Source organism: Pseudomonas sp. PL-6 (assembly GCF_054110165.1).
In genome coordinates, this window is sequence record NZ_CM134189.1 from 835,066 (window position 1) to 861,293 (window position 26,228).

24 protein-coding genes are annotated in these 26,228 nt (G+C 66.5%); 2 read left to right on the plus strand and 22 right to left on the minus strand.

The window, feature by feature from the left end:
• Positions 1-40: 40 nt before the first annotated feature.
• Positions 41-307, plus strand: coding sequence for a DksA/TraR family C4-type zinc finger protein (locus ACW9UL_RS03695; protein ID WP_457788942.1), 267 nt, complete (start codon positions 41-43; stop codon positions 305-307).
• Here the strand turns inward: ACW9UL_RS03695 and ACW9UL_RS03700 are convergent, their stop codons facing one another.
• A complete protein-coding gene (locus tag ACW9UL_RS03700; RefSeq protein WP_021442667.1) occupies positions 308-778 on the minus strand; it encodes a YMGG-like glycine zipper-containing protein in 471 nt (156 codons plus the stop codon).
• A gap of 186 nt (positions 779-964) precedes the next feature.
• Here ACW9UL_RS03700 and ACW9UL_RS03705 point away from each other — a divergent pair, with 186 nt between their 5' ends.
• Positions 965-1,828 (plus strand): DMT family transporter, encoded by an 864-nt coding sequence (locus tag ACW9UL_RS03705; RefSeq protein ID WP_457788944.1) that lies wholly within the window; start codon positions 965-967, stop codon positions 1,826-1,828.
• Positions 1,829-2,075: 247 nt separating this feature from the next.
• Here the strand turns inward: ACW9UL_RS03705 and ACW9UL_RS03710 are convergent, their stop codons facing one another.
• From ACW9UL_RS03710 to prmA, 21 genes are all read right to left on the minus strand, one after another.
• Entirely contained in the window at positions 2,076-2,579 is a 504-nt protein-coding gene (locus tag ACW9UL_RS03710; RefSeq protein WP_397496016.1) for an REP-associated tyrosine transposase, read from the minus strand.
• 255 nt (positions 2,580-2,834) lie between these two features.
• On the minus strand, positions 2,835-4,535 hold the full coding sequence (ureC, locus tag ACW9UL_RS03715; RefSeq protein WP_457788946.1) for an urease subunit alpha: 1,701 nt from the start codon (positions 4,533-4,535) through the stop codon (positions 2,835-2,837).
• A gap of 92 nt (positions 4,536-4,627) precedes the next feature.
• Positions 4,628-4,933, minus strand: a complete 306-nt coding sequence (locus ACW9UL_RS03720) for an urease subunit beta (protein WP_021442664.1) — start codon at positions 4,931-4,933, stop codon at positions 4,628-4,630.
• 7 nt (positions 4,934-4,940) lie between these two features.
• Positions 4,941-5,441, minus strand: a complete 501-nt coding sequence (locus ACW9UL_RS03725; protein WP_457788948.1) for a GNAT family N-acetyltransferase — start codon at positions 5,439-5,441, stop codon at positions 4,941-4,943.
• Positions 5,442-5,444: 3 nt separating this feature from the next.
• Entirely contained in the window at positions 5,445-5,747 is a 303-nt protein-coding gene (gene ureA / locus ACW9UL_RS03730; RefSeq protein WP_003246897.1) for an urease subunit gamma, read from the minus strand.
• A gap of 182 nt (positions 5,748-5,929) precedes the next feature.
• On the minus strand, positions 5,930-6,766 hold the full coding sequence (locus tag ACW9UL_RS03735) for an urease accessory protein UreD (protein WP_457788950.1): 837 nt from the start codon (positions 6,764-6,766) through the stop codon (positions 5,930-5,932).
• A 195-nt stretch (positions 6,767-6,961) separates the two neighbouring features.
• Positions 6,962-7,660 (minus strand): urea ABC transporter ATP-binding subunit UrtE, encoded by a 699-nt coding sequence (gene urtE / locus ACW9UL_RS03740; protein WP_457788952.1) that lies wholly within the window; start codon positions 7,658-7,660, stop codon positions 6,962-6,964.
• Positions 7,661-7,792: 132 nt separating this feature from the next.
• The gene (urtD, locus tag ACW9UL_RS03745) at positions 7,793-8,635 is read right to left on the minus strand and encodes an urea ABC transporter ATP-binding protein UrtD (protein WP_457788954.1); all 843 of its coding nucleotides are present in this window, start codon (positions 8,633-8,635) and stop codon (positions 7,793-7,795) included.
• Positions 8,632-9,723 (minus strand): urea ABC transporter permease subunit UrtC, encoded by a 1,092-nt coding sequence (gene urtC, locus ACW9UL_RS03750; RefSeq protein WP_457788956.1) that lies wholly within the window; start codon positions 9,721-9,723, stop codon positions 8,632-8,634. The genes urtD and urtC overlap by 4 nt, the downstream gene beginning before the upstream one ends.
• Positions 9,723-11,291, minus strand: a complete 1,569-nt coding sequence (gene urtB / locus ACW9UL_RS03755; RefSeq protein ID WP_457788958.1) for an urea ABC transporter permease subunit UrtB — start codon at positions 11,289-11,291, stop codon at positions 9,723-9,725. The genes urtC and urtB overlap by 1 nt, the downstream gene beginning before the upstream one ends.
• A gap of 189 nt (positions 11,292-11,480) precedes the next feature.
• Positions 11,481-12,746, minus strand: coding sequence for an urea ABC transporter substrate-binding protein (gene urtA / locus ACW9UL_RS03760; RefSeq protein WP_457788960.1), 1,266 nt, complete (start codon positions 12,744-12,746; stop codon positions 11,481-11,483).
• Positions 12,747-12,821: 75 nt separating this feature from the next.
• Positions 12,822-13,526, minus strand: a complete 705-nt coding sequence (locus tag ACW9UL_RS03765) for a GntR family transcriptional regulator (RefSeq protein ID WP_457788962.1) — start codon at positions 13,524-13,526, stop codon at positions 12,822-12,824.
• 8 nt (positions 13,527-13,534) lie between these two features.
• The gene (gene atzF / locus ACW9UL_RS03770; protein WP_457788965.1) at positions 13,535-15,334 is read right to left on the minus strand and encodes an allophanate hydrolase; all 1,800 of its coding nucleotides are present in this window, start codon (positions 15,332-15,334) and stop codon (positions 13,535-13,537) included.
• 270 nt (positions 15,335-15,604) lie between these two features.
• Complete coding sequence (tspR, locus tag ACW9UL_RS03775) at positions 15,605-16,201, minus strand: type III secretion system genes modulator TspR (protein ID WP_457788967.1); 597 nt, start codon at positions 16,199-16,201, stop codon at positions 15,605-15,607.
• A gap of 39 nt (positions 16,202-16,240) precedes the next feature.
• Positions 16,241-19,030: a hybrid sensor histidine kinase/response regulator gene (locus ACW9UL_RS03780; protein WP_457788970.1), complete on the minus strand. Its 2,790-nt coding sequence runs from the start codon at positions 19,028-19,030 to the stop codon at positions 16,241-16,243.
• Between the two features lie 272 nt (positions 19,031-19,302).
• Entirely contained in the window at positions 19,303-20,592 is a 1,290-nt protein-coding gene (gene purD, locus ACW9UL_RS03785) for a phosphoribosylamine--glycine ligase (protein WP_457788973.1), read from the minus strand.
• A 199-nt stretch (positions 20,593-20,791) separates the two neighbouring features.
• On the minus strand, positions 20,792-22,399 hold the full coding sequence (gene purH / locus ACW9UL_RS03790; RefSeq protein ID WP_457788975.1) for a bifunctional phosphoribosylaminoimidazolecarboxamide formyltransferase/IMP cyclohydrolase: 1,608 nt from the start codon (positions 22,397-22,399) through the stop codon (positions 20,792-20,794).
• Positions 22,400-22,469: 70 nt separating this feature from the next.
• Positions 22,470-22,790, minus strand: coding sequence for a DNA-binding transcriptional regulator Fis (gene fis, locus ACW9UL_RS03795; RefSeq protein ID WP_031302786.1), 321 nt, complete (start codon positions 22,788-22,790; stop codon positions 22,470-22,472).
• Positions 22,787-23,785, minus strand: a complete 999-nt coding sequence (dusB, locus tag ACW9UL_RS03800) for a tRNA dihydrouridine synthase DusB (protein ID WP_457788977.1) — start codon at positions 23,783-23,785, stop codon at positions 22,787-22,789. Before dusB ends, fis begins: the two co-directional genes overlap by 4 nt.
• A 230-nt stretch (positions 23,786-24,015) precedes the next feature.
• Complete coding sequence (locus tag ACW9UL_RS03805) at positions 24,016-25,269, minus strand: DUF3426 domain-containing protein (protein ID WP_457788979.1); 1,254 nt, start codon at positions 25,267-25,269, stop codon at positions 24,016-24,018.
• Between the two features lie 50 nt (positions 25,270-25,319).
• Complete coding sequence (gene prmA, locus ACW9UL_RS03810) at positions 25,320-26,198, minus strand: 50S ribosomal protein L11 methyltransferase (RefSeq protein WP_457788981.1); 879 nt, start codon at positions 26,196-26,198, stop codon at positions 25,320-25,322.
• Positions 26,199-26,228: the final 30 nt, after the last annotated feature.

Sequence of the window (26,228 nt, forward strand, 5' to 3'; positions counted from 1 at the left end):
GTGGGCGCATATCTGTCTGGCGGGGGCGAGGAGACAGACGATGGCAGGCGGTTGGGCGAGCGACACGGCGGTACAGGAGCAGATCGACAGCAGCATCGAGGACGCCGTGGCGCGCGCTCGCAGCCAGCTGCCGAAAGGCGAGAGCCTGCGCCACTGCGAGGAATGCGGCTCGGCGATTCCCGAGGCGCGCCGCCAGGCCATTCCCGGCGTACGCCTGTGCGTGGCCTGCCAGGCCGAGCACGACCGCGAGCAGGCCGCTTTCAGCGGCTACAACAGGCGCGGCAGCAAGGACAGTCAGCTGCGCTGATCAGGGCGTGACGGAGTAGCCGCGCCCGCTCATGCAATTGATATAGGCCTGCTGCGCGTTGTCGCCGGCGCTGTCGTTGCGACGGTTTTCGCGCCGCTCCTGGCGCTGCCTGGAGCCTCCCACGGCCATACCGACGGCCGCCGCGTCGCGCGCCTGATTCTGCCGGTACTCCTGCTTGATATCGTCGTCCACCCGGTCGTAGACCTCGTCGTGGCGATTGCCGCGAATCTGCGCCGCCGTGGCACCCACCGCGGCACCCTTGGCCGCGCCGCGCAGGCGCTCGCCACCGACGCCGTCGTTGTCGCTCTGCGTTTGGCTGCCGCCGGCCTGGGCCTGGCAGCTGGCGATATCGGCTTGAATCTGCTCCGGGCTTTGCCCCTGCAGGGGCGTCAGTGTTTCCGCCTGGGCGAGGGGCAGGCTGAGCAGCAACAGGCCGCCGAGTAGGCGGCAAGACGGCGAGGGCGGGCGCATGAGGTCGATCTCCCATCGGAGGGATGGATTTTCACTATAGTCCCGCCATGGACGGCCGCCGGCGCCCGCTCGGGTTTGCCGACGGGCGTTCGATGGACGGTCTGGGCTGAGGCGTGGTGCCCCTGGGCAAAGCGGCAAATGCTCGCTAGAGTTGATAGCCTGCTAACTATTCGTTTGGTTTGTTTCGTGCCGACTTCCCATCGCCCGGGCCTGGGCATCCTGCTGATCCTCGCCGCCGGCCTGTTGCTGGCCAGCCACGACGCCCTGTCGAAATCCCTGACCCAGCTCTACCCGGTGCTGCTGGTGGTGTGGGCGCGCTACCTGGCGCAGACCCTGTTGATGGCGGTGCTGTTCGCCCCGCGCCTGGGCTGGGACCTGGTGCGCACCCGGCGACCCTGGCTGCAACTGACGCGCGGCCTGAGCCTGGTGGCGATCAGCCTGCTGTTCTTCAGCGCACTGCGCTACATCCCGCTGGGCGAGGCGACGGCGGTGATCTTCCTGGCGCCGTTGGTGGTGATCCTGCTATCGGCATTCGTGCTCAAGGAGCAGATCGGCGCCGGGATATGGCTGGCAGTGGGCTGCGGTCTGCTCGGCGTGCTGATCATCGTGCGCCCTGGCGGCGCGCTGTTCACCCCGGCGATCCTGCTGCCGTTCGCGGCGGCGCTGTGCTTTGGCCTCTACCAGCTGCTCACCCGGCGCCTGAGCGCCACCGACCATCCGGCCACCAGCAACTTTCTCACCAGCCTGCTCGGCGCGCTGCTGATGAGCCTGGCGCTGCCCTGGGTCTGGCAACTGCCGGAGTTCTCCCACGGCCTGCTGATGGCGGCGCTCGGCGCCCTGGCGATGACCGGGCACATGCTGCTGACCCACGCCTACCGTTTCGCCAGCGCGGCCAGCCTGGCGCCCTTCACCTACGGCCAGATCGTCATCGCCACCCTGCTGGGCATGCTCTTCTTCGCCCACACCCCGGACGCCGGCGGCATCGTCGGCATGGCCATCATCATCCTCAGCGGCCTGTGCCTGGCCTGGAGCCAGCGGCGGACGGGCTAGATGCGCTTGTGGCGCATTCGGCGGGTCGAGGCGCTTGCACCCAAGCCCAACGGGGGCAGGACTGTCGGTCGCTTCAGTATCCGGTAGGTTGGGTTGAGGAGCTTGCGACGAAGCCCAACGGGGGTTGAGACCGTCGGGCGGAGCACTGGGTGCTCCCTGTTGGGCTTCGCTGCGCTCAGCGCCAACCTACGCACCAACCAACCTCGGCGCCAATCTGTGTCCGGCGGCATGCGGCGCTTTTTGCAGTTCAGGTGCCGCCTCCGGCCCAGTCGACGGGTAACAGGCCTTGGGCGATATGCCGGTGAATGGAGGAGAACGGCCATTCTGCGGGGCATCGGGCGTGACCGTGCTTGACCGGATTGAAGTGGATGTAATCGATATGCCGTTGCAGGTCGTCTGCATCGCGGATGCAGTGTTCCCAGTAACGTCGCTGCCAGATGCCGCGTTCGCGTTTGAGGTGACGCGACAGGGAAACAGGCTCGCAGTCGTCGAGGGCACGGGAGAAGCCGGATTTGATCAGGGCCCACCGGGTCGGGTAAGCGCAGTCCCCCTGCGGCAGTTGCCAGATGCAGTGCAGGTGCTCCGGAAGTACCACGATGGCCGGGATGCGAAAGGGATGGCGCTGATGCACCGCGCGGAATGCCGCACGCAGGGCGTCGATATGACGGGTTAGCAGGTCTTGCGAGCGATCGGCCAGCGTGACCGTGAAGAAGTAGGTGCCGCCCGCCACCCGGGCGCGTCGATAACGCATGTTCACCGTCCTTGGTGTGGTTGTCGTTCGCGTCAGTGTAGTTGCGTTGTCGAGGTTGGGGGGTATCCGGTAGGTTGGGTTGAGGAGCTTGCGACGAAACCCAACGGGGGGGTGAGACCGTCGGGCGGAGCACTGCGTGCTCCCTGTTGGGCTTCGCTGCGCTCAGCGCCAACCTACCTCAGCGCCAACCTACGTTCAGCACCAGCCACCTCAGTGCCAACCTACATGCCTGCCGAGTCCAGCCTGGCTCCCGCTTTAGAACAGGAAATAGCGCTGCGCCATCGGCAGCACCTCGGCCGGCTCGCACCAGAGCAGTTGGCCGTCGGCCTTGACCTGGTAGTTCTGCGGGTCGACCTCGATGTTCGGCAGGTAGCCGTTGTGGATCAGGTCGGTCTTCTGCACCTCGCGGCAGCCCTTGACCACGCCGATCTTCTTCTGCAGGCCGAGCTGCTGCGGCACGCCGGCGTCGAACGCGGCCTGGCTGATGAAGGTGATGCTGGTGGCATGCCGGCTACCGGCGTAGCTGGCGAACATCGGCCGGTAGTGCACCGGTTGCGGCGTGGGGATCGAGGCGTTGGCGTCGCCCATCAGGCTGGCGGCGATGGCGCCGCCCTTGAGGATCAGCGTCGGTTTCACCCCGAAGAAGGCCGGGCGCCAGAGCACCAGATCCGCCCACTTGCCCACTTCGATGGAGCCCACTTCATGGCTGATTCCGTGGGTGATCGCCGGGTTGATGGTGTATTTGGCGATATAGCGCTTGGCGCGGAAGTTGTCGTTGCCCGGCACGTCCTCCGGCAGCGGGCCGCGCTGCTGCTTCATCTTGTCGGCGGTCTGCCAGGTGCGGGTGATCACCTCGCCGACGCGGCCCATGGCCTGGCTGTCGGAGCTGATCATGGAAAAGGCGCCGAGGTCATGCAGGATATCCTCCGCCGCAATGGTTTCCCGGCGTATGCGGCTTTCGGCAAAGGCCACGTCCTCGGCGATGCTCGGGTCGAGGTGGTGGCAGACCATCAGCATGTCCAGGTGTTCGTCGATGGTGTTCTTGGTGAACGGCCGGGTCGGGTTGGTCGAGCTGGGCAGCACATTCGGGAACCCGCACGCCTTGATGATATCCGGTGCGTGGCCGCCGCCTGCACCCTCGGTGTGGTAGGTGTGGATGGTGCGGCCCTTGAACGCGCCGAGGGTGGTCTCGACGAAGCCGGACTCATTCAGCGTGTCGGTGTGGATCGCCACCTGCACGTCGTACTGATCGGCCACCGACAGGCAGTTGTCGATGGCGGCCGGGGTGGTGCCCCAGTCCTCGTGCAGCTTCAGACCAATGGCGCCGGCCTTGACCTGCTCGATCAGCGGCTCCGGCAGCGAGGCGTTGCCCTTGCCGGTGAAGCCCAGATTCATCGGGAAGGCGTCGGCGGCCTGCAGCATGCGCGCCATGTGCCAGGGGCCTGAGGTGCAGGTGGTGGCGTTGGTGCCGGTGGCAGGTCCCGTGCCGCCACCGATCATGGTGGTGACGCCGCTCATCAGCGCCTCTTCGATCTGCTGCGGGCAGATGAAGTGGATGTGGGTATCGATGCCGCCGGCGGTGAGGATCATGCCCTCGCCGGCGATCACCTCGGTGCCGGCGCCGATGGCGATGGTCACATCGGGCTGGATGTCCGGGTTGCCGGCCTTGCCGATGGCGGCGATGCGTCCGTCCTTGAGGCCGACGTCGGCTTTGACGATGCCCCAGTGGTCGATGATCAGCGCATTGGTGATCAGGGTGTCGACTACATCTTTGGCGCACAGCTGGCCCTGGCCCATGCCGTCGCGGATCACCTTGCCGCCGCCGAATTTCACTTCCTCGCCGTAGCTGGTGAAGTCCTTCTCCACTTCGATCCACAGGTCGGTGTCGGCCAGGCGCACCTTGTCGCCGACCGTGGGGCCGAACATATCGGCGTAGGCTTGTCTGCTGATCTTCATTGGTTCGTCCCGTTGGGTGCGCCGTGCGCACCATCGCTATCCGCGTTGTTTGTGGCGCGCATGGCCCAGGCGGCCCCGCGACACCCTACTCGTCAAAGGTCGCCCATTACCCGGCCGGCGAAGCCGAATACCCGGCGCGCGCCGGCCAGATCGACCAGCTCCACCTCGCGGCTCTGCCCCGGCTCGAAACGCACCGCGGTGCCCGCCGGGATATTCAGGCGCATGCCACGGGTGCTGGCGCGGTCGAACAGCAGCGCATCGTTGGTCTCGAAGAAGTGGTAGTGCGAGCCGACCTGGATGGGGCGGTCGCCGCTGTTGGCCACGGACAGGGTCAGGGTGCGGCGGCCGGCATTGAGCTCGATCTCGCCGTCGGCAATCTGGTATTGGCCGGGAATCATGGGCGGTTCACTCCAGAATCAGTTGCATAAAGGTCAGGTCCAGCCAGCGGCCGAACTTGCGGCCGACCTGGGGCATCTGCCCGGTGGTGACGAAACCCAGGCGCTGGTGCAGGCGGATCGAGGCGGCGTTTTGCGACTCGATGGCGGCGACCATGACGTGCAGGGCGGCGGCGCGGGCGCGTTCGATCAGCGCCTGCATCAGCACAGGTCCCAGGCCCTGGCCGCGCTGGTCGCTGCGCACATACACCGAGTGTTCGACGGTCTGGCGAAAGCCCTCGATGCTGCGCCAGGTGCCGTAGCTGGCATAGCCGAGCACCCCGCCGGCGGCATCGCGTGCCACCAGCACGGGAAAGCCCGCCGCCGTGCGCTCGGCCAGCCAGGCGCGGCGGTTGGCCAGGTCCACCAGGGTCTCGTTCCAGATCGCCGTGGTGTGCTGCACCGCGTCGTTGTAGATGGCCAGGATGCCGGGCAGGTCGGCCTCGCCGGCGTCATGTATCGAATAGCTCATGGCTCAGGCAATCGGCTGGTGGACGGTCACCAGCTTGGTGCCGTCGGGGAAGGTGGCCTCGATCTGGATCTCCGGGATCATCTCCGGCACGCCCTCCATCACCTGCTCGCGGCTCAGCAAGGTGGTGCCGAAGTGCATCAGCTCGGCTACGGTCTGGCCATCGCGGGCGCCTTCGAGCAGGGCGGCGGAGATATAGGCCATGGCCTCCGGGTAGTTCAGCTTGACCCCGCGGGCCAGGCGGCGCTCGGCCACCAGGCCGGCGGTGAAGATCAGCAGCTTGTCTTTTTCTCTTGGCGATAAATCCATGACGGCTCCAGTTATGGAGCGGGCAAGGCTTCGCCTTGTCCGCAGTGGTGTTTCGGTCGCTTGGTGGAAGGCGTGCGCTGTTCCACTCTTGCGTAGCTGTACCCCATTCCGTAGGAGCCGACCTGCCGGCGATGCGACGCCAATCGATCGCCGGCAAGCCGGCTCCTACATGTTCGTCGTGCTCAGGTGCTCCAGATACGCGGCGCCAGCGCCTCGCGGCCCAGCAGCGCCGGGCGCAGCAGGCGCCACAGGGCGATCAGCCAGGCGCGGGCCTTGAGTGCTTCGCTGGCCAGACAACGGGCGACCAGCAAACCGGGCAACTGGCTAAGATCGCCGCGCACGCCGTCGATCTCCAGGTCGCGGCAGTGTTCCAGCAATTCGCCGTCCACTTCGCCGCTGGCCAGCAGGGTGGCGAACACCGGCCGGCCATCCAGGCCCACGGGCGAGTCGAGCAGGCCGTCGCCGCCGCATACGCGCTGGCGCTCGTGCCACAGCAGCTGGCCGTCGCGGCGGATATCCAGGGCGGCCTGGAAATGACCGCTGGTGAAGCGCTCGGCGGCGGCGGGGCGGCCGAGGGCGACGATGTCCCAGTACAGCAGGCGGGCGTCGCCGTGCAGCTCGATCTGCGTATGCAGCTCGGCCTGGGCGCCGGCGTAGACGATGGTTTCCTGTGGCAGCCATTCCAGGGTGGCGCCGGCTTCGACGACGAGATGCAGATCCTGGCGGGCGACGCCGGCGGCGCGATACCACTTGGCGGCGCCGGGGCTGGTGAGCTGCACCCAGCTGCGCTCACCGGCATGGGCCGAGATGTCCAGGCGGTCGCCGCCGGCGATGCCGCCGGGCGGGTGGACGATGATGTGCTGGCACACCTCTGGGCCTTCGGCATACAGGTGCTTCTGCACCCTAAGTGGGCCGAGATGGCGCCTGCGCACCGGCGCGGTGCGTTCGCCGTGGCGTGCATAGGCCAGCTCCAGTTCGGCGGGCCAGCTCGGCGTGAACGGGACGGCAGGCAGGTTCATGGCAGGGTAGAGTTCCGCGCAATAGTTGACCGAGTGGGCAAGCAAGAGGCGTGCCTCGAACCAATTCGGTGCGCCTGGAACACCCTGCTGTCGGGCGCCCAAGATCTAGGGTGCGCCGCGCGCACCAGGGCTGCGGAGCATGCGAGGAGCCGCTTTAGCGAAAGCCGTCGCCGCTAAAGCGCCTCCCACGGTTGCTCAGATCGCCACCAGGCCGCGTACGCCCTCGGCCTCCATGTTCTCGCCGCGGCCCTGCTGGACGATCTCGCCACGGCTCATCACCAGGTACTGGTCGGCCAGTTCGGCGGCGAAGTCGTAGAACTGCTCCACCAGCAGGATGGCCATATCGCCACGGGCGGCGAGCTTCTTGATCACCGCGCCGATCTCCTTGATCACCGAGGGCTGGATGCCTTCGGTGGGCTCGTCGAGGATCAGCAGGCGCGGCTGGCTGGCCAGGGCGCGGCCGATGGCCAGCTGTTGCTGCTGGCCGCCGGACAGATCGCCGCCGCGACGGTGTTTCATCTCGCGCAGCACGGGAAACAGCTCGTAGATAAATTCCGGCACGGTCTTGGCCTGGCCGGCGGGGAAACGCGACAGGCCCATCAGCAGGTTCTCCTCCACCGTCAGGCGGCCGAAGATCTCGCGCCCCTGCGGCACGTAGGCGATGCCGGCGTGCACCCGCTGGTGCGGCTTGTGCGCGGTGATGACCTGGCCCTCCCACTGCACGCTGCCGTCCTTGGCCGGAATCAGGCCCATCAGGCATTTGAGCAGGGTGGTCTTGCCCACGCCGTTGCGGCCGAGCAGGCAAGTGACCTCGCCGACCTTCACGTCGAACGACAGGCCGCGGAGGATATGGCTGCCGCCGTAGTACTGATGCAATTTATCGACTTGGAGCATGACGGTGTCCTTAATTCGTTGTGTGGGAGGGGCCGGGCGGCGAACCGATTAGCCGCGACGGCTGTGCTCTTCAAAAGCTCGCGGCTAAAGCCCCTCCCACAGGCTGTGTCAGCCTGCAGGGGGAGATCGGGGCTAGCGCCCCAGATAAACCTCGATCACCCGCTCGTCGTTCTGCACCTGTTCCAGCGAGCCTTCGGCCAGCACGCTGCCCTGGTGCAGCACGGTGACGTGGTCGGCGATGGAGCCGACGAAACCCATATCGTGCTCGACCACCATCAGCGAGTGCTTGCGCGCCAGGGACTTGAACAGCTCGGCGGTGAACTCGGTCTCGGCGTCGGTCATGCCCGCCACCGGTTCGTCGAGCAGCAGAAGGTGCGGCTCCTGCATCAGCAGCATGCCGATCTCGAGGAACTGCTTCTGCCCGTGGGAGAGCAGGCCGGCCGGGCGGTGGCGCGAGCCGTCCAGGCGGATGGTGGCGAGCACCTCGTCGATGCGGTCCTTCTGCTCGCCGGACAGGCGCGCGCGCAGGCTGGCCCACACCGACTTGTTGGTCTTCTGCGCCAGCTCCAGGTTCTCGAACACGCTCAGCGCCTCGAACACCGTCGGCTTCTGGAACTTGCGACCGATGCCGGCCTGGGCGATCTGCACCTCGCTCATGGCGGTCAGGTCGTACTGCTCGCCGAAGTAGGCGACGCCGTTGTCCGGGCGGGTCTTGCCGGTGATCACGTCCATCATGGTGGTCTTGCCGGCGCCGTTGGGGCCGATGATGCAGCGCAGCTCGCCGACGCCGATGTACAGGCTCAGGTCGGTCAAGGCCTTGAAGCCGTCGAAGCTGACGTTGATCGCTTCCAGGGTGAGGATGGTGCCGTGGCGCACGTTGACGCCCTTGCCGACGTTCTTGCCGGTATCCAGCGCCAGGCCGGTGGGGTCGAAGGCCGCTTCGAGCATGGCCTCGGGGACGGGGGCGGCTCTCATTGTTCTTTCTCCTTGCGCAGCAAACCGACTACGCCCTTGGGCAGGAACAGGGTGACGACGATAAACAGCGCGCCCAGGGCGAACAGCCAGTACTCGGGGAAGGCCACGGTGAACCAGCTCTTCATGCCGTTGACCAGGCCGGCGCCGAGCAGCGGGCCGATCAGGGTGCCGCGCCCGCCCAGGGCGACCCAGACGGCGGCTTCGATGGACTGGGTCGGCGCCATCTCGCTGGGGTTGATGATGCCCACCTGTGGCACGTACAGCGCCCCGGCCAGCCCGCAGAGCACGGCGGAAAGCACCCAGATAAACAGCTTGTAGCCGCGCGGATCGTAGCCGCAGAACATCAGGCGGTTCTCGGCGTCGCGCAGGGCGGTGAGCACCCGACCGAACTTGCTGCGCGCCAGGCGAAAGCCCAGGTACAGGCTGGCCACCAGCAGCAAAACTGTGGCGAAGAACAGCGCCGCCCGCGTGCCGGCGGCGGTGATATCGAAGCCGAGGATGCGGGTGAAACCGGTAAAGCCGTTGTTGCCGCCGAAGCCGGTCTCGTTACGGAAGAACAACAGCATGCCGGCGAAGGTCAGCGCCTGGGTCATGATCGAGAAGTACACGCCCTTGATCCGCGAGCGGAAGGCGAAGAAGCCGAACACCAGGGCCAGCAGGCCCGGCGCCAGCACCACCAGGCACAGCGCCCAGAGAAAACTCGAGGTGCCGTACCAGTACCAGGGCAGCTCCGTCCAGGCCAGAAAGCTCATAAAGGCCGGCAGGCCATCGCCCGCCGCTTCGCGCATCAGGTACATGCCCATGGCGTAGCCGCCGAGGGCGAAGAACAGGCCGTGGCCCAGTGACAGCATGCCGGCGTAGCCCCAGACCAGGTCCAGGGCCAATGCGACTATGGCGTAGCAGAGAATCTTGCCCACCAGGGTCAGGCTGTAGGCCGAGACGTGCAGGGCGTGGTCGGCCGGCAGCAGGTGCAGCAGCGGCATGGCCACGAGGATCGCCAGCACCAGCAAGCCGATGGCCAGCGACACCTGCGGGCCGAGCCTGGCCGTGGCGCGGGCGAGAAGGGTTTGATTGAGTGCTTGAGTCATCAGTCGATCACCCTTCCCTTGAGAGCGAAGAGCCCCTGCGGGCGTTTCTGGATAAACAGGATGATCAGCGCGAGGATGAGGATCTTGCCCAGCACGGCGCCGATCTGCGGTTCGAGGAACTTGTTCAGCACGCCCAGGCCGAAGGCGGCGGTGACGCTACCGGCCAACTGGCCGACACCGCCGAGCACCACCACCAGGAAGGAGTCGATGATGTAGCTCTGGCCGAGGTCGGGCCCGACGTTGCCGATCTGGCTCAGGGCTACGCCGCCGAGGCCGGCGATGCCCGAGCCGAGGCCGAAGGCGAGCATGTCGACGCGGCCGGTCGGCACGCCGCAGCAGGCGGCCATATTGCGGTTCTGGGTGACGGCACGGACGTTGAGGCCGAGGCGGGTCTTGTTCAGCAACAGCCAGGTCAGCAGTACGACGAACAGGGCGAAGCCGATGATCACGATGCGGTTGTACGGCAGCACCAGGTTGGGCAGCACCTGCACGCCGCCGGACAGCCAGTAGGGGTTGGCCACCTCGACGTTCTGCGCGCCGAAGGTGACGCGCACCAGCTGGATCAGGATCAGGCTGATGCCCCAGGTGGCCAGCAGGGTTTCCAGCGGGCGGCCGTAGAGATGGCGGATAACCGTGCGCTCCAGGGCCATGCCGATGGCCGCGGTGACCAGGAAGGCGATGGGCAGGGCGAGCAGTGGATAGAGGGCGAGGTAACCGGGAGCGAGCTTCTGGAAGGCCAGCTGCACCACATAGGTGGTGTAGGCGCCGAGCATCAGCATCTCGCCGTGGGCCATATTGATCACCCCGAGCAGGCCGAAGGTGATCGCCAGGCCGAGGGCGGCCAACAGCAGGATCGAACCCAGCGACAGGCCGCTGAAGGCCTGGCCGAGCAGTTCGCCGATCAGCAGCTTGTTCTTCACCTGGGCCAGGCTGGTTTCGGCGGCGGCGCGCACCTGGGGGTCGCTTTCTGCGCCGTCCAGCAGGGCTTCAAGGCGGGTGCGCGCCAGCGGGTCGCCGGTCTGGCCGAGGCGTTCCACGGCGGCCAGGCGTACGGCCGGATCCTCGGCTGCCAGTTGCAGGTTGGCCAGGGCCAGGGTCAGGGCGTCGCGCACGGCCTCGTCGGCCTCGATGCTCAGGCGGCTTTCCAGCAGCGGCAGCAGGGCCGGTGGGGTATTGCGTTGCAGCTGTTGGGCGGCCTCGAGGCGGACGGCGGCATCCTTGTCGAGCAACCGATGGCTGGCCAGGGCGCTGGCGATCAGCCCGCGCAGGCGGTTGTTGAGGCGCAGTTTGCGCGGCGTGCCGTTGGGCTGCGCTTGGCCGTCTGCGGCCTGCCAGCTGTCGGCCAGCTGGATAAAGGCGCGCTTGTCGGCGTCGCCGGCGACGCGGCCCTGTTGCAGTGCCTGCAGCAGCGGCTGGCGTTCAGGCATGGGCGCGGCGGTCCAGGCCTGTAGCAGCTTGGCCTGCTTGGCCGGGTTGGCGGCGACGAAGGCGTCGGCCTCGTTGGCGCTGGCAACCAGGGGCAGCAGCAACATTAGGCCGAGCAGAATTCGGGTAAGGGCAGAGGGCATAAGGGGATCCTTGGCGTGGCCCGGATGCAATCCGGGGCGAGCTTCCCGGATTGCATCCGGGCTACGGCGACCCTCTCCCTGCGCGGGCCGCCCCTGCCCCTCTCCCGCAAGCGGGAGAGGGGAGGCAAGCGGCAGCGCAAGCGTTCAACGGCTTCGGCTGCCGGGGCGCCGGGGAGAGGGGCTTTTGCCTTAGTTCGACTTCACCGCGTAATCCGGCTTCTTGTCGTTACCCTCGATATAGGGGCTCCACGGCTGGGCGCGGATCGGGCTGTCGGTTTCCCAGACCACCGAGAACTGCCCGTCCTCCTGGATCTCGCCGATCATCACCGGCTTGTGCAGGTGATGGTTGCTCTTGTCCATGGTCAGGGTGTAGCCGGAGGGCGCCTCGAAGGTCTGGCCGTAAAGGGCCTCGCGCACCTTGTCCACCTCGGTGGTGCCGGCTTTCTCCACGGCCTGGGCCCACATATGGATGCCGACATAGGTGGCTTCCATCGGGTCGTTGGTCACCGCCTTGTCGGCGCCCGGCAGGTTCTTGGCCTTGGCATAGGCCTTCCACTTGGCGACGAAGGCGTCGTTGACCGGATTTTCCACCGACTGGAAGTAGTTCCAGGCGGCCAGGTGGCCGACCAGCGGCTTGGTGTCGATGCCGCGCAGTTCTTCCTCGCCCACCGAGAAGGCCACCACCGGCACGTCGGTGGCTTCCAGGCCCTGGTTGGCCAGTTCCTTGTAGAAGGGCACGTTGGAGTCGCCGTTGACGGTGGAGATCACCGCGGTCTTGCCGCCGGCGGAGAACTTCTTGATGTTGGCGACGATGGTTTGATAGTCGCTGTGGCCGAAGGGGGTGTAGACCTCTTCGATATCCTTCTCGTCGACGCGCTTGCTGATCAGGAAGGCGCGCAGGATCTTGTTGGTGGTGCGCGGGTAGACGTAGTCGGTGCCGAGCAGGAAGAAGCGCTTGGCGGCGCCGCCGTCCTCGCTCATCAGGTACTCGACCGCCGGGATGGCCTGCTGGTTTGGCGCCGCGCCGGTGTAGAACACGTTGGGCGACAGCTCTTCGCCTTCGTACTGCACCGGGTAGAACAGCAGGCCGTTGAGTTCTTCATAGACCGGCAGCACGGATTTTCGCGACACGCTGGTCCAGCAGCCGAAGGTCACCGCGACCTTGTCCTGGGTCAGCAGCTGGCGGCCACGCTCGGCGAACAGCGGCCAGTTCGACGCCGGGTCGACCACCACCGGCTCGAGCTGCTTGCCGAGCACGCCGCCCTTGGCGTTGATCTCGTCGATGGTCATCAGCGCCATGTCTTTCAGCGAGGTTTCGGAGATCGCCATGGTGCCGGACAACGAATGCAGGATGCCGACCTTGATGGTCTCGGCGGCCTGCACGGTCCAGGTCATGCCCATGGCGGCGATGGAAGCGGAAAGGGTGAAGGCCTTGATCAGGCTGCGACGTTGCATGGTGCGATCTCCATTCACGGATGTGAGTAAGTGGACGGCGTTGTTATTGGTCATGCAGTGAAGGTCATGGCCCGGTTATTCCGGCAGTGGCTGCACGCCTTGGCGAGCGCCGTACAGCCTGTGCAAGGTGATGCTGTGCACCTCCGCCTGGCTGACCTCTATATGGCTCTTGAGCAAATGCTGTGCCTCTTCTGAGCGACGAGTCAGGATCGCTTGGAGAATTTCCCCGTGTTCGGCGTAGGTCAGCTCGATGCGCTGCGCCTGGGTGAAATCCAGGCGCCTTAGAATGCGGATCTTCTCGCTGACGTCGCGGTGCACACGGGCCATCTCGCGATTGCCGGCGGCCTCCAGCAATTGGCAATGGAAGGCCTCGTCGAGGCGTGAAACGGCGGCGCCGTCCTGCAATTGCGCCTCTTTACGCACCAACCAGGTGCACTCGAGCGCCTTCAGTGCAGCAGGCTGTTCGTCGCTGGGTCGCTGGCACAGCCGGCGTACGGCTTCGAGTTCGAGGACGACGCGCAGCTCGTAGAGTTCGTCGAAGTGGGCGAAGTCCAGTGGGCGTACCTGCCAGCCGCTGCGAAAGTGCACCTCGAGAAAACCCTCGCGTTGCAGGCGATGCAGGGCCTGGCGCACCGGCGTACGGCTGGCGGCGACGCGCTCGGCCACCTCGCCCTCGGAGAAGCGCTCGCCGGGCATCAGGCGGAACTCGAAGATGTCGTCCTTGAGCTGGGCGTAGATGCGTTCGGCCAGACTCTGTGGGCGTGAAACGGCGCGCGGCATGCGTGTGCTCAGGCCCGGGTGCTGGCGATAAAGGCGCGCCAGCCAGCGAAGCTGGTGATATCGCGCGCGCCATCCAGCGCGTAGGGCTCGCAGATGAAGCCCTTGACCCAGCGGCCGTCGGCCAGCTGCAGGTTGCCGATGCCCAGCGGTGGCGGGATTTCGGCGACGAATTCGCCGAAGCGCGCCTGCGGCACGTCCCACAGCTCGACGATGATCTCGGCGCCGTCCTCGGCGACCCGTGCCAGGCCCGGTTTGGGCGGCACGCTGCCGGGCAGGGCATACAGGCGGTAATGCGCGGCACTGGTGGTCTGCTCCACCAGCACGGCATCGCGGCTGGTGAGCTGGAAGTTCAGCGGCATGCCGGTCAGGTGCGCGCCGACCACGGCGACGCGGATGCTGCCAGGTGCGGGTTTGTCGCTCGACGCTTGCACCGGCAGCGGCTTGCCGGTAGCGCCCAGCGGCAGTTTGAGTGCCTGCTGCCAGCGCCGGCCGAGGGCCGCCAGGGCCTGGTCACGCCAGGCCGGGGCGAGCAGGGTGATGCCGGCCGGCAGACCGTCCTCGCGAAAACCGGCGGGTACGGCCAGGGCAGACAGGTCGGCGAGATTGGTGAAGTTGGTGTAGGTGCCGAACTGGCTGTTGAACAGCACGGGTTCTGCTTCCATCTCGGCCAGCGTGCGAATGGTCGGCGAGGTGGGCACTACCAGAGCATCGAAGCCGCCCAGGGCATCGTTGATGCGGCGGCTCAGCTCGGCGCGGACATATTCGGCCTTGTAGGCGTCGCAGGCGCTGTACTTGTGACCATTGGCGACGATGCCGCGCACCACCGGATTGATATGTTCGGGGTTCACGCCTTCCACCGCGACGGTGCGCTCGGCGACCCAGGAGCCCTGGTAGAGCTGCTCGGCCAGCTGGCGGAAGGGGGCGAAATCGATCTCCACCAGCTCGGCGCCCAGTTCGCGCAGCTTGCCCAGCGCAGTTTCGTAGACGGCCTGGTTCTGCACGTCGCCGAAGAATTCCGGGTTGGCCGGCACCGCCAGGCGCGGCTGGGTCGGCATGCCGACCTTGGCGCTGTGTGGGTTGTTGCGGCTGTAGGGATCGGCGGCGTCGTAGCCACCGGCGATAGTGGCCACGGCCAGGGCGTCGGCCACGGTCAGGGCGAACACCGAGATGCAGTCCAGGGTCTTGCAGGCCGGCACCAGACCGGTATTCGGCAGCCAGCCCTTGGTCGGCTTGAGTCCGACGATATTGTTGAAGCCGGCCGGCACGCGGCCGGAGCCGGCAGTGTCGGTGCCCAGCGCGAAGGGCACCAGGCCACGGGCGACCACGCTGGCCGAGCCGGAGCTGGAACCGCCGCTGACGTAAGCCGGGTTGAAGCTGTTGGGCACCGCGCCATGGGGCGAGCGGGTGCCGACCAGGCCGGTGGCGAACTGATCGAGGTTGGTCTTGCCGATGACGATGGCGCCAGCGGCGCGCAGGCGGGCGACCACTGTGGCATCGGCCTCGGCGCGGTAGGCGAACTCGGGGCAGGCGGCGGTGGTGGGCCAGCCGGCGGCGTCGATATTGTCCTTGATGGCGAAGGGCACACCGTACAACGGCAGCTTCCCGATATCGCCGTCGGCGGCTTGCAGTGCGGCTGCCAGGGCCACTAGTTGATCGTCGAGCTGAGCTTCGCTGGCCAGGGCGATCCAGGCGCTGTCATCGGTGCGCAGTTCCAGGCGCAGGGCGTGCAGCAGTTCGGCAGGGGATTGGCCGTCGCGGTAGGTCTGTTGCCAGTCGGTGAGGGTGAAGGCGAGCGGAGCGTTGGACATGCGCTGAGATCCCATCTTGTATCCAAGTTGGAGTCAGCAGAGCAATGAGGGTGCCAGTTCTTATAAAGTCTTTTATTTCATATGGTTAGGTTATTTTTCGCGCTGCGAACGGGGCGCTGTCGAGGAGAGGTGCACCTTGGTGGGGCCGCGCTGCAAGCGGATGGTGCAGGGAACGGCTGGTGCGCACAGCGCACCTACAGGGTCGTAGGGCCTGCAGGCTTTCGGTAGGTAGGGGGCGCCGTGCGCACCGAGGGTTCGAAGCTCGCCGTCTCAGGGCACCAGGTAATTCTTCACCCCGGTAAAGATGATCTGCGCGGCCAGGGCACAGACGAACAGGCCCATCAGACGGCTGACGATCTGCAGGCCCTGGTCGCCGAGCAGGCGCTCGAACTGGTTGGACAGATAGAGCACCACGCCGACGGTGAGGCTGGCGAGGAAGATCGCCGCCACCGCCACCAGCTTGTCGTCCCAGTGCGGCTGGCTGGCGCCCATCAGCAGCAGGGCGCCGATGGTGCCGGGGCCGACGGTGATGGGAATGGTCAGCGGCACTATGGTGACGTCCTGCTGCACGTTGTCGCTCTGCACCGCCGGCTTGCCCTGGGCCATGCCCAGCGCGGAGATGAACAGCACGCTGCCCGCACCGATGCGGAAGGCGTCGATGGTGATGCCGAACAGGGTGAAGATGTGCTTGCCGAACAGGTACAGCAGCACGCTGGCGATCAGCGTGGCCAGCGCCACCTTCCAGGCCAGGCGCTTGCGCTCCTTGAGGGTGTAGCCGCGGCTCAGGCCGATAAAGCACGACAGCACGAAGAAGGGGCTGTAGAGCACCAGCATCTTCAGGTACAGGCTGAACAACTCGGAGGCCATGGCGGCAGGCTCGCAGAAAACTGGGGGTAAAGGAGACGATCAGTGTGGCAGCGCGTCACGCTGGCGGCGCAGTTCGCGCTCGGCGATCCAGTGCTCGATCAGCTCGCGCAATTGCGACAGTTCCACAGGCTTGGACATGTGGCCGTCCATGCCCACGGCGCGCGCGCGTTCCTTGTGTTCGCTCAGGATATGCGCGGTGAGCGCCACCACCGGCGTGCGTGGACGATGTTCGGCGGCCTCCCAGGCGCGCAGCTGTTCGGTGGCGGAGAAACCGTCGAGCACCGGCATCTCGCAGTCCATCAGCACCAGGTCGTAGTGCTGCGCCTTCATCGCGCTGAGGGCTTCCTCGCCGTTGCTGGCGGTGTCCGGCTGCAGGTTGAGCTTGCCGAGCATGCCGCGGATCACCTTGGTGGAAATGCTGTTGTCCTCGGCCACCAGGATGCGGAAGTCGCCGGGCACCTCCAGCGGCGCGCTCACCGGGGTCGGTGCGGCCTGCACCTGGTTGTCGTTGGGGCGCTGGACCAGCTCGTCGGCCAGGGTGGTCTTCAGCGTGTAGCCGGCCACCGGCTTGGCCAGGATGCGCTTGATCCCGGCGTTGCGCGCGATCACCTTGCTCGGCGCGTTGCTGATGCCGGTGAGCATGATGATCAGGATGTCGTGGTTGAGGCTGGGGTCTTCCTTGATCTTGGCCGCCAGCTGCATGCCGGTCATGCCGGGCATGTCCTGGTCGAGCAGCACCGCGTCGAAGTATTCGCGCATATGCGCCTTGGTGCGCAGCAGAGCCAGGGCTTCCTTACCCGAGGGCACGGCGCTGACCTGCAGGCCCCAGGCGTTGCACTGCTGCACCAGGACCTTGCGGCAGGTGTCGTTGTCGTCCACCACCAGCAGGCGCGCACCCTGCAGCGGGCTGTCCAGATCGGCTTCGGGCTGTTGCAGGCGGGCGGCGTCCAGCGGCAGGGTCAGCCACAGGGTCGAGCCCTGGTTGCCGCTGCCCTGGATGCCGAACTCGCCGCCCATCAGGCGCACCAGCTGACGGGCGATGATCAGGCCCAGGCGCCCGCCGAGGCGGGTGGCGGCGAGGAAGTCCTTGCTGTGCAGCTCGGCGTTGAGCAGGGCGTCGCGCTCCTCGGCCAGCAGCGGGCGGCCGCTGTCCTGCACGGCGATGCGCAGGCGGTGCTGGTCATCGCTGCTGTCCAGCGCCGCCACCAGCAGGATCTCGCCTTCGTCGGTCTGCTTGAAGGCATTGTCGAGCAGGCTGAGCAGGGCCTGGCGCAGACGCGTGGGGTCGCCGCTGATCACCCGCGGCACCTGCGGCTGGATGAAACTGATCAGCTCCACCCGCTGCTGCTCGGCCTTGGCACGGAAGATATCCAGGCAGTCCTCGATCAGCGCGCCGAGGTCGAACTGCACGTCGTCCAGCTCGATCTGCCCGGATTCCAGCTTGGAAATGTCGAGAATCTCGTTGATCAGGGTGAGCAGCTCGTTGCCCGAGCTGTGGATGGTCTGCACATAGTCACGCTGCTTGGCCGACAGCGGCGTGCCCAGCAACAACTCGGTCATGCCCAGCACGCCGTTCATTGGCGTGCGGATCTCGTGGCTGATCTTGGCCAGGAACTCGGCCTTGGCCCGCAGTTCGGCGCTGCTGGCGGCCAGCGCGGTGCGCTCCTGCAGGGTGTCGAGTTGGATCTGCCGCTGACGTTCGGTCAGTGACACGCTGAGGATCAGCCCGGCCAGGGTGGCGACGCTGAACACGCCGAGCACCAGCCAGCCGGGGTTGAGCTGGTCGTAACCCAGCAGTACCGGAATGAAGAAACCGAAGCCCAGGTTGAACACCAGCATGCCCAAGGCGATCAGCCGCGCCGGCTGGTAACCGGCGCGCCAGTGCAGGCTGCCGACCAGCAGCAGGTTGAGGGTGCTCAGCGCCACCAGCAGGTAGACCAGCGAGCTGTACCAGAACAGCCCGGTGATGCTGACGCACAGGGCGTAGGCCAGCAGCAGCAAGGCGTTGCCCTGCAGCAGGCGGTTGAGCAGGCTGGCCTGTACCGGCGTGCCGCGGACGAAACTGAGGGCGAAGGCCAGGCCGCTGAAGGCGGCGAACAGCGCCGAGAGGTCGGCGATCAGCGACTGGTTGTGGCTCAGGCTCGGCAGCCACTGGGCGAAGACGCCGAGGTTGGCCGAGGAGCATACCGCCAGGCCGATGTTCACCCCGGCCAGCCACAGGCTGCTGGCGCTGCGGCTGTAGAGGAAGCGGATGAGGTTGTACAGGGTCAGCAGCAGCAGCGCGCCGAACAGCGCGCCGAACAGGTAGGCGGGCTTTTCCAGGCTGACCAGCTCGGCCTGGTCCATCACCTTGAACCAGGTCATCAGCGGGTGGTTGGAGGTCAGCCGTACGTAGGCGACGCGAGGCTGGCCGTCGTTGGGCAGCGGCATCAGGTAGAAGCGCGAGGGCAGCGGGCGTGAGTCCAGCGGCATGGCCTCGCCGGTGTGCAGATTCTGCTCCAGCTGGCCGTCTTTCAGCAGGTAGTAATCGAGGAACTGCACCCGTGGCGAGAATACCCAGAGCCAGGTGGGCTGGTTCTGTGGCGGCAACTCGGCGCGCAGCCAGACGGCATGCTGGCTGGGCGGGAAGGTGAAGGATTGTTTACTGAGCGGCTTGAACTGCTGGCGCTGGGCGCGCACTTCTTCCAGGCCCAGGCGGGCGCTGGCGTCGATCAGGTAGGACCAGCTCTGAGGGCTTGTGGTCGGAACGGTGCCGGCGCTGGCTGTCAGGTTGAGGCCGAGCAGCAGCAAGCAGGCGAGTAATCCGATGGCAATCCTGAGCCGGTGCACGGGCAAATCCCTTCTAAATGAGTGGCCGGATTATAGCCAAGCATTTGTCCGGGAGAATATGGCGTAGGTGGGCATTTTTGTGCTCAGCACATCCATGTGCTTCACCCCTTCGGGGCTTGCGCGCAAAAACGCTCCCGGCGTTTTTGTGGCCTGCCATCCCTGGCAGCCACCCTGCGGGCCGTCGCCAGCGACGTCAAAAAACGCTCCAGACGTTTTTTTGTGACCTGCCGTCCCTGGCAGCCGCGGGCCTGCGGCATATGCCCTGGCGGCGATCAGCCTTCGCCGCGCTCGCGGGCGATGGCGCGGTAGCCGATGTCGTGGCGGTGGAACATGCCGTTCCAGCGGATCTTCTCGGCCAGGCGGTAGGCCTGCTGCTGGGCATCGGCGACGCTGGCGCCGATGGCGGTGGCGCACAGTACGCGACCGCCGGCGGTGACGATCTGGCCATCCTTCAGCGCGGTACCGGCGTGGAACACCTTGCCGTCGAGCTTGGCGGCCTCGTCCAGACCCTCGATCACCTCGCCCTTGGCGTAGTCGCCGGGGTAGCCGCCGGCGGCCAGCACCACACCCACGGTGGGGCGCGGATCCCAGGTCGCCTCGACCTTGTCCAGCGCCTTGGCCAGTGCGGCCTCGACCAGCAGCACCAGGGAGCTTTCCAGGCGGCACATGATCGGCTGGGTTTCCGGGTCGCCGAAGCGGCAGTTGAACTCGATGACCTTCGGCGCGCCGGCCTTGTCGATCATCAGCCCGGCGTAGAGGAAGCCGGTGTAAACGTTGCCTTCGCTGGCCATGCCGCGCACGGTGGGGTAGATCACCTCGTCCATCACCCGCTGGTGCACCTCAGCGGTGACCACCGGCGCCGGCGAGTAGGCGCCCATGCCGCCGGTGTTGGGACCGCTGTCGCCGTCGCCGACGCGCTTGTGGTCCTGGCTGGTGGCCATCGGCAGCACGTGCTCGCCGTCGACCATGACGATAAAGGAAGCTTCTTCGCCGTCGAGGAACTCTTCGATCACCACCCGCGAACCGGCGTCGCCGAAGGCATTGCCGGCGAGCATGTCGCGCACGGCGGCCTCGGCCTCTTCGAGGGTCATGGCGACTATCACGCCCTTGCCCGCGGCCAGGCCGTCGGCCTTGATCACGATCGGTGCACCCTTCTCGCGCAGGTAGGCCAGGGCCGGCTCGATCTCGGTGAAGTTCTGGTAATCGGCGGTGGGGATCTGATGGCGCGCCAGGAAGTCCTTGGTGAAGGCCTTGGAGCCTTCCAGTTGGGCGGCGGCTGCGGTGGGGCCGAAGATGTCCAGGCCGCGCGAGCGGAACAGATCGACCACGCCCTTCACCAGCGGCGCCTCGGGGCCGACTATGGTCAGCTGCACGTTCTGCTCGGCGAAGTCGGCCAGCTGCTCGATGGCCAGCACGTCGATAGCGACGTTCTCGCATTTGGCTTCCACCGCAGTGCCGGCGTTGCCCGGGGCGACGAAGACTTTCTCGACGCGCGGATCCTGCGCCACTTTCCAGGCCAGGGCGTGTTCACGACCGCCGCTGCCAATGATCAGTACGTTCATGTCTGTCTCCTTGTGGAGGCGGGCCGGTGGCCCGGTTGGTGGATAAGAAAAGCGTTATCCACCCTACGAATTTCGAGGTCGCGATGAAGCCGGTAGATGCTAGGCGCCACGGGTTTCGACAAGCGGAGTTGCCTATTGGCAATGAGCATTGGCGGAACCCGGGGCAACAACGCAGATGCCGGTTTCAGTGCGGCCGATTTCAGTGCCTGAAGTGGCGCATGCCGGTGAATACCATGGCAATGCCGGCTTCGTCGGCCGCGGCGATCACTTCGTTGTCGCGCATCGAGCCACCCGGCTGGATCACCGCGGTGATACCGGCCTTGGCGGCGTTGTCGATGCCGTCGCGGAACGGGAAGAAGGCGTCGGAGGCCATCACTGCGCCCTGCACCTGCAGGCCGGCGTGCTCGGCCTTGATCGCGGCGATACGCGCGGAGTTGACGCGGCTCATCTGGCCGGCGCCGACGCCGACGGTCTGGCGGTTCTTGGCGTAGACGATGGCGTTGGATTTGACGAACTTGGCCACTTTCCAGGCGAAGATCAGGTCGTGGATTTCCTGCTCGCTCGGTGCGCGCTGGGTGACGATCTTCAGGTCGCTTGCTGCGATCATGCCGATATCGCGGCTCTGCACCAGCAGGCCGCCGTTGACCCGCTTGAAGTCCCAGCCAGCGGCGCGTTCGGCCGGCCACTGGCCGCACTCGAGCAGGCGTACGTTGGCCTTGGCGGCCACCACTTCACGGGCCTCTGCAGAAATCTGGGGGGCGATAATCACTTCGACGAACTGGCGCTCGACGATTGCCTTGGCGGTTTCGCCATCCAGCTCGCGGTTGAAGGCGATGATGCCGCCGAACGCGGATTCGGTATCGGTGGCGTAGGCCAGGTCGTAGGCCTTGCGGATGCCGCCCTCGTCTTCCGGGACCACGGCCACGCCGCAGGGGTTGGCGTGCTTGACGATGACGCAGGCCGGCTTGACGAAGCTCTTCACGCACTCCAGCGCGGCGTCGGTGTCGGCGACGTTGTTGAACGACAGCTCCTTGCCCTGTAGCTGGACAGCGGTGGAGACGCTGGCCTCGCCCTTCTTCGCCTCGACGTAGAACGCCGCGCTCTGGTGCGGGTTTTCGCCGTAGCGCATTTCCTGGGCCTTGACGAACTGGCTGTTGAAGGTGCGCGGGAAGGCGCCACGGCCTTCGGTGGACAGGGTGTCGCGGGCCTGGTCGATGGTGCCCAGGTAGTTGGCGATCATGCCGTCGTAGGCGGCGGTGTGCTCGAAGGCCTTGAGCGCCAGGTCGAAACGCTGGGCGTAGCTCAGGCCGCCGGCCTTCAGGCTTTCCACGATGCCGGCGTAGTCGCCGGTGTTGACCACGATAGCCACGTCTTTGTGGTTCTTCGCGGCGCTGCGGACCATGGTCGGGCCGCCGATGTCGATGTTTTCGATGGCGTCGGCCAGGTCGCAATCGGGCTTGGCCACGGTGGCTTCGAAGGGGTAGAGGTTGACCGCCACCAGGTCGATCGGCTTGATGCCGTGCTCGTCCATCACCGCGCCGTCGAGGGCGCGCCGGCCGAGGATGCCGCCATGGATCTTCGGGTGCAGGGTCTTCACCCGGCCGTCCATCATTTCCGGGAAGCCGGTGTAATCGGCGACCTCGACCGCGGCCACGCCGTTGTCCTTGAGCAGCTTGTAGGTGCCGCCGGTGGAGAGGATCTCGACACCGAGGGCGGCCAGTTCGCGGGCGAACTCGAGGATGCCGGTCTTGTCGGAGACGCTGATCAGGGCGCGGCGAACGGGGAGGCGGGTGGTCTGGTCGGTCATGGCAAAGTCCATCGGAACAGGAGAACAGTGAAAAAAGGCGGCACTCGGCCGCCCTTTCCCGGGGATTCGCTTACAGCAGGTCGTACTGCTTGAGCTTCTTGCGCAGGGTGCCGCGGTTCAGCCCGAGCAGCTCGGAGGCCTTGGTCTGGTTACCCTTCACGTAATTCATGACGGTTTCCAGCAGCGGCGCTTCCACTTCGGTGAGCACCAGGTTGTACACGTCGGTGACGTCCGCGCCCTCGAGATGGGCGAAATAGTTGTGCAGCGCCTTCTCCACCGCGCCACGTAGGGTCTGGCCCTCGTCGCTTGGCGTGCTCAGGTGCTGTTTAAGGCTGGTGTTGTCACTCACGGGTGCGGTTCCACTCACTAAGGTCTCTGTCATCAACGTCATGCGGCCACCTCGTTTCCATCGTTGTGCCGTTCGCGGAAAAACGCGCGAACCTGGGCGCACTGTGCGTCCGTACTGTCCAGACGGTTGAATTGGGCGCGAAACTCCCTGGCGCCCGGCAGGGTTGCGAGATACCAGCCGACATGCTTGCGGGCGATGCGCACGCCCATCAGGTCGCCATAGAAGGCGTGCAGTGCGGCCAGGTGTTCCAGCAGGATGCGTTCCACTTCGAGCAGGCTCGGCGCCGGGAGGATTTCGCCGGTGCGCAGGTAATGCTCGATCTCGCGGAATATCCACGGCCGGCCCTGAGCGGCGCGACCGATCAGCAAGGCATCGGCGCCGGTGGCGTCGAGCACGGCGCGGGCTTTTTGCGGCGAGTCGATGTCGCCGTTGGCGAACACCGGGATCGATACCGCCTGCTTGATGGCGGCGATGGTGTCGTACTCGGCTTCGCCGGTATAGAGGTCGGCGCGGGTGCGGCCATGCACGGCGAGGGCGGTGATGCCGGCATCCTCGGCGATCTTCGCTACGGTGATGCCGTTCTTGTTCTGCCGGTCCCAGCCGGTGCGGATCTTCAGGGTCACCGGCACGTCCACCGCGCCGACCACCGCCTCGAGGATCTCGCGCACCAGCGGCTCGTCGCGCAGCAGGGCCGAGCCGGCGGCCTTGTTGCAGACCTTCTTGGCCGGGCAGCCCATGTTGATGTCGATGATCTGCGCACCCAGCTCGACGTTCCTGCGCGCGGCTTCGGCGAGCATCTGCGGGTCGCCGCCGGCGATCTGCACCGAACGCGGCTCGGGGTCGCCGGCATGCAGCAGGCGCAGGCTGGACTTGCGGCTGTTCCACAGGCGCACATCGCTGGTGACCATCTCCGACACCACCAGGCCGGCGCCGAGGCGGCGGCACAGCTGGCGGAACGGGCGATCGGTGACGCCGGCCATGGGGGCCAGGATCAACCGATTGGGCAATGTGTAGGGGCCGATACGTGGGGCCGACATGGGGCGTCCCTGCTTGTTGGTTCGCAGTTGAGACAATGGGGCGATCAACAGCTGTCCTCCACGGTTTCCGCAGGGGAAACAATGGTGGGCCTGTGCTCGCAAAAGGGTGGGCATGATACCCGCTCTGGATGACCGGATAAAGGCTGTTTTGAACAAATTCTGAACAGCTATGGGCTTATCGCCAAGAGTTCGATAGGCGGCCTGCGGCCAGTTGTCGCGCCACCTGCAGGCTATTCCGGGGAGTGGAAACTGAGGCTGTAGTTCACCGCACGGGTGCCCGGGTCGAGGATGTCCAGGGAGATATGGATCGGCGTCTGCGGCGGCATTTCGCTCTGCCCGGCCAGCTCGCCGGCGAGGTATTCGCTGGGCTTGAAGCGGCGACTGGCCACCAGTTGTCCGCCGAGGTCGGCGAAGCGCATTTCCAGCAGTGGGAAGGGTTGGGCGAAGGGCGCACGGTTGTAGAGGATTGCATCGACGATCAGCGCACCGGAGAACTCCGGGTGGCTGCGCACCACCAGGTTGCTGCTGCGGATCTGGCTGATATCGACCTTCGACGGCAACTCGCAACCGACGTTCGGGCAGAGCTGCTCGAACCAGGGGCGGTAGCGATCCTGGCGCGCCAGCTCGTCGAAGTTGTAGGCAGCGTATTGCGCCAGCAGACCGCCGGCCGCCAGCAGGTTGAGCAGGCCCCAGCCGAGCAGGCGCCCCCAGGCGATGCCCTGTGGCTGGCGCCAGTCGAGTTGCAAGGGTTCGTCATCCAGTTCGAACAGGCGTTCTTCGCGCAGACCAGGCTCATTGCGCGTTGCCTTGGGCTCTTCACGCTCGCTGCAACGATCTTCGCCCTGTTGCTCTCGCTCGTCAGGTTGGTCGTCGAGATTACCCAGGCGCGGCTCGTTGGTTTCGTCGAAGTCGTCGGCGATGGGCTGCTTGCGGGCAGTGACGGGCGGGGCGAACTCGACGGCAGCTTTGGGCTCAGGTGCGGCGGCGGGCTCAGGCTGCTCTTCGCTCGGCTGCAGCTCGAAGCTGTCGCGCTCGCGCTTTACCGGCTCGTCGCGCAGCAGGGCTTCGGTCCAGGCCTCGTCGTGCGGCTCGTCGCTCGGACGCTGGTCGCTGTCGAAGCCTTCGTTGTAGCGCGGGGCGCGCTCCAGGGCGAGGAACCGTTGCGACAGTTGCTGTTCCTGCTCCTCCAGCTTGGCCAGCTCCTCGTCCAGGTCGAGGCTGTCCAGGTCGAGGTCGTCGTGAATCCACAGGGTGTCGTCGGCGGCCTTGGCCGGTTCGCCGGGCGCCGTCTGTGCATTGTTGGACGCTGCCGGCGGGACGGTCTTGGGTGCTGCGCCGGGCGTGCCGAACAGCTGCTGCGCGGCGTTGAACACGTGCAGGCAGGCCCCGCAGCGCACCGCGCCATGGGCGGCAGCCAGCTGCGCCTGGCTGACGCGGAAGCTGGTGCGGCAATGGGGGCACTGGGTGACGTGGCTTTCGCTCATGCGCGGGTCCGGTCGATCGAGGCGGCTAGTCTAACGCAATGGCTGCGGGTTCAGCGCTTGACGCCGCTGATACGCACCCAGCCGTCCTTCTCTGCGGTCGGATCGAGGTCGAAGGCGCCTGCATAGGCGGCGCGCACTTCCTCGGCCTGTTCGGCGAGGATGCCGGACAGCGCCAGGCGTCCGCCGGGCCTGACCAGCGCGCTGATCTGCGGCGCCAGGGATACCAGCGGGCCGGCGAGGATATTGGCCACCACCACCTCGGCCGGCTGCTGCGGCAGGTCGGCCGGCAGGTAGACGGGAAAGCGCGCCGGGTCGATGCCGTTGCGATTGGCATTGTCGCGCGAGGCCTCCAGCGCCTGCGGGTCGATATCGGTACCCACCGCCTGCGGCGCGCCGAGCAGCAGGGCGGCGATGGCGAGGATGCCCGAGCCACAGCCGAAGTCCAGCACGCTGCAGTCGGCCAGCTCCTGGCCGTCCAGCCACTCCAGGCACAGGGCCGTGGTCGGGTGGGTGCCGGTGCCGAAGGCCAGGCCCGGATCGAGCAGCAGGTTGACCGCGTCCGGCTCCGGTGCGGCGTGCCAGCTCGGCACTATCCACAGGCGCCGACCGAAGCGCATCGGCTGAAAATTGTCCATCCAGCTGCGTTCCCAATCCTGATCCTCGATGCGCTCGAGCTGGTGCTCGGGCAGTGCGCCGCCGCACAGCAATTGCAGGTGGGCGAGCAACGCGGTCTCGTCGGTGTCGGCCTCGAACAGGGCGAGCAGGTGAGTGTGCGACCACAACGGCGTGGTGCCCAGGTCCGGCTCGAAGATCGGCTGGTCCTCGGCGTCCATAAAGGTCACCGACACGGCGCCGACCTCGAGCAGGGCGTCCTCAAGGGTCTCCGCCTGCTCCGGGGTGATGGCGAGACGGACTTGTAACCAGGGCATGGGCAACCTCATGAGCGATGCGGCGGGGCG

Bases quoted from the DNA above. Each gene is read 5' to 3' on its own strand.
- ACW9UL_RS03695 (WP_457788942.1), top strand. From the start codon at position 41: ATGGCAGGCGGTTGGGCGAGCGACACGGCGGTACAGGAGCAGATCGAC.
- ACW9UL_RS03700 (WP_021442667.1), bottom strand. From the start codon at position 778: ATGCGCCCGCCCTCGCCGTCTTGCCGCCTACTCGGCGGCCTGTTGCTG.
- ACW9UL_RS03710 (WP_397496016.1), bottom strand. From the start codon at position 2,579: ATGCGTTATCGACGCGCCCGGGTGGCGGGCGGCACCTACTTCTTCACG.
- ureC (WP_457788946.1), bottom strand. From the start codon at position 4,535: ATGAAGATCAGCAGACAAGCCTACGCCGATATGTTCGGCCCCACGGTC.
- ACW9UL_RS03720 (WP_021442664.1), bottom strand. From the start codon at position 4,933: ATGATTCCCGGCCAATACCAGATTGCCGACGGCGAGATCGAGCTCAAT.
- ACW9UL_RS03725 (WP_457788948.1), bottom strand. From the start codon at position 5,441: ATGAGCTATTCGATACATGACGCCGGCGAGGCCGACCTGCCCGGCATC.
- ureA (WP_003246897.1), bottom strand. From the start codon at position 5,747: ATGGATTTATCGCCAAGAGAAAAAGACAAGCTGCTGATCTTCACCGCC.
- ACW9UL_RS03735 (WP_457788950.1), bottom strand. From the start codon at position 6,766: ATGAACCTGCCTGCCGTCCCGTTCACGCCGAGCTGGCCCGCCGAACTG.
- urtE (WP_457788952.1), bottom strand. From the start codon at position 7,660: ATGCTCCAAGTCGATAAATTGCATCAGTACTACGGCGGCAGCCATATC.
- urtD (WP_457788954.1), bottom strand. From the start codon at position 8,635: ATGAGAGCCGCCCCCGTCCCCGAGGCCATGCTCGAAGCGGCCTTCGAC.
- urtC (WP_457788956.1), bottom strand. From the start codon at position 9,723: ATGACTCAAGCACTCAATCAAACCCTTCTCGCCCGCGCCACGGCCAGG.
- urtB (WP_457788958.1), bottom strand. From the start codon at position 11,291: ATGCCCTCTGCCCTTACCCGAATTCTGCTCGGCCTAATGTTGCTGCTG.
- urtA (WP_457788960.1), bottom strand. From the start codon at position 12,746: ATGCAACGTCGCAGCCTGATCAAGGCCTTCACCCTTTCCGCTTCCATC.
- ACW9UL_RS03765 (WP_457788962.1), bottom strand. From the start codon at position 13,526: ATGCCGCGCGCCGTTTCACGCCCACAGAGTCTGGCCGAACGCATCTAC.
- atzF (WP_457788965.1), bottom strand. From the start codon at position 15,334: ATGTCCAACGCTCCGCTCGCCTTCACCCTCACCGACTGGCAACAGACC.
- tspR (WP_457788967.1), bottom strand. From the start codon at position 16,201: ATGGCCTCCGAGTTGTTCAGCCTGTACCTGAAGATGCTGGTGCTCTAC.
- purD (WP_457788973.1), bottom strand. From the start codon at position 20,592: ATGAACGTACTGATCATTGGCAGCGGCGGTCGTGAACACGCCCTGGCC.
- purH (WP_457788975.1), bottom strand. From the start codon at position 22,399: ATGACCGACCAGACCACCCGCCTCCCCGTTCGCCGCGCCCTGATCAGC.
- fis (WP_031302786.1), bottom strand. From the start codon at position 22,790: ATGACGTTGATGACAGAGACCTTAGTGAGTGGAACCGCACCCGTGAGT.
- dusB (WP_457788977.1), bottom strand. From the start codon at position 23,785: ATGTCGGCCCCACGTATCGGCCCCTACACATTGCCCAATCGGTTGATC.
- ACW9UL_RS03805 (WP_457788979.1), bottom strand. From the start codon at position 25,269: ATGAGCGAAAGCCACGTCACCCAGTGCCCCCATTGCCGCACCAGCTTC.
- prmA (WP_457788981.1), bottom strand. From the start codon at position 26,198: ATGCCCTGGTTACAAGTCCGTCTCGCCATCACCCCGGAGCAGGCGGAG.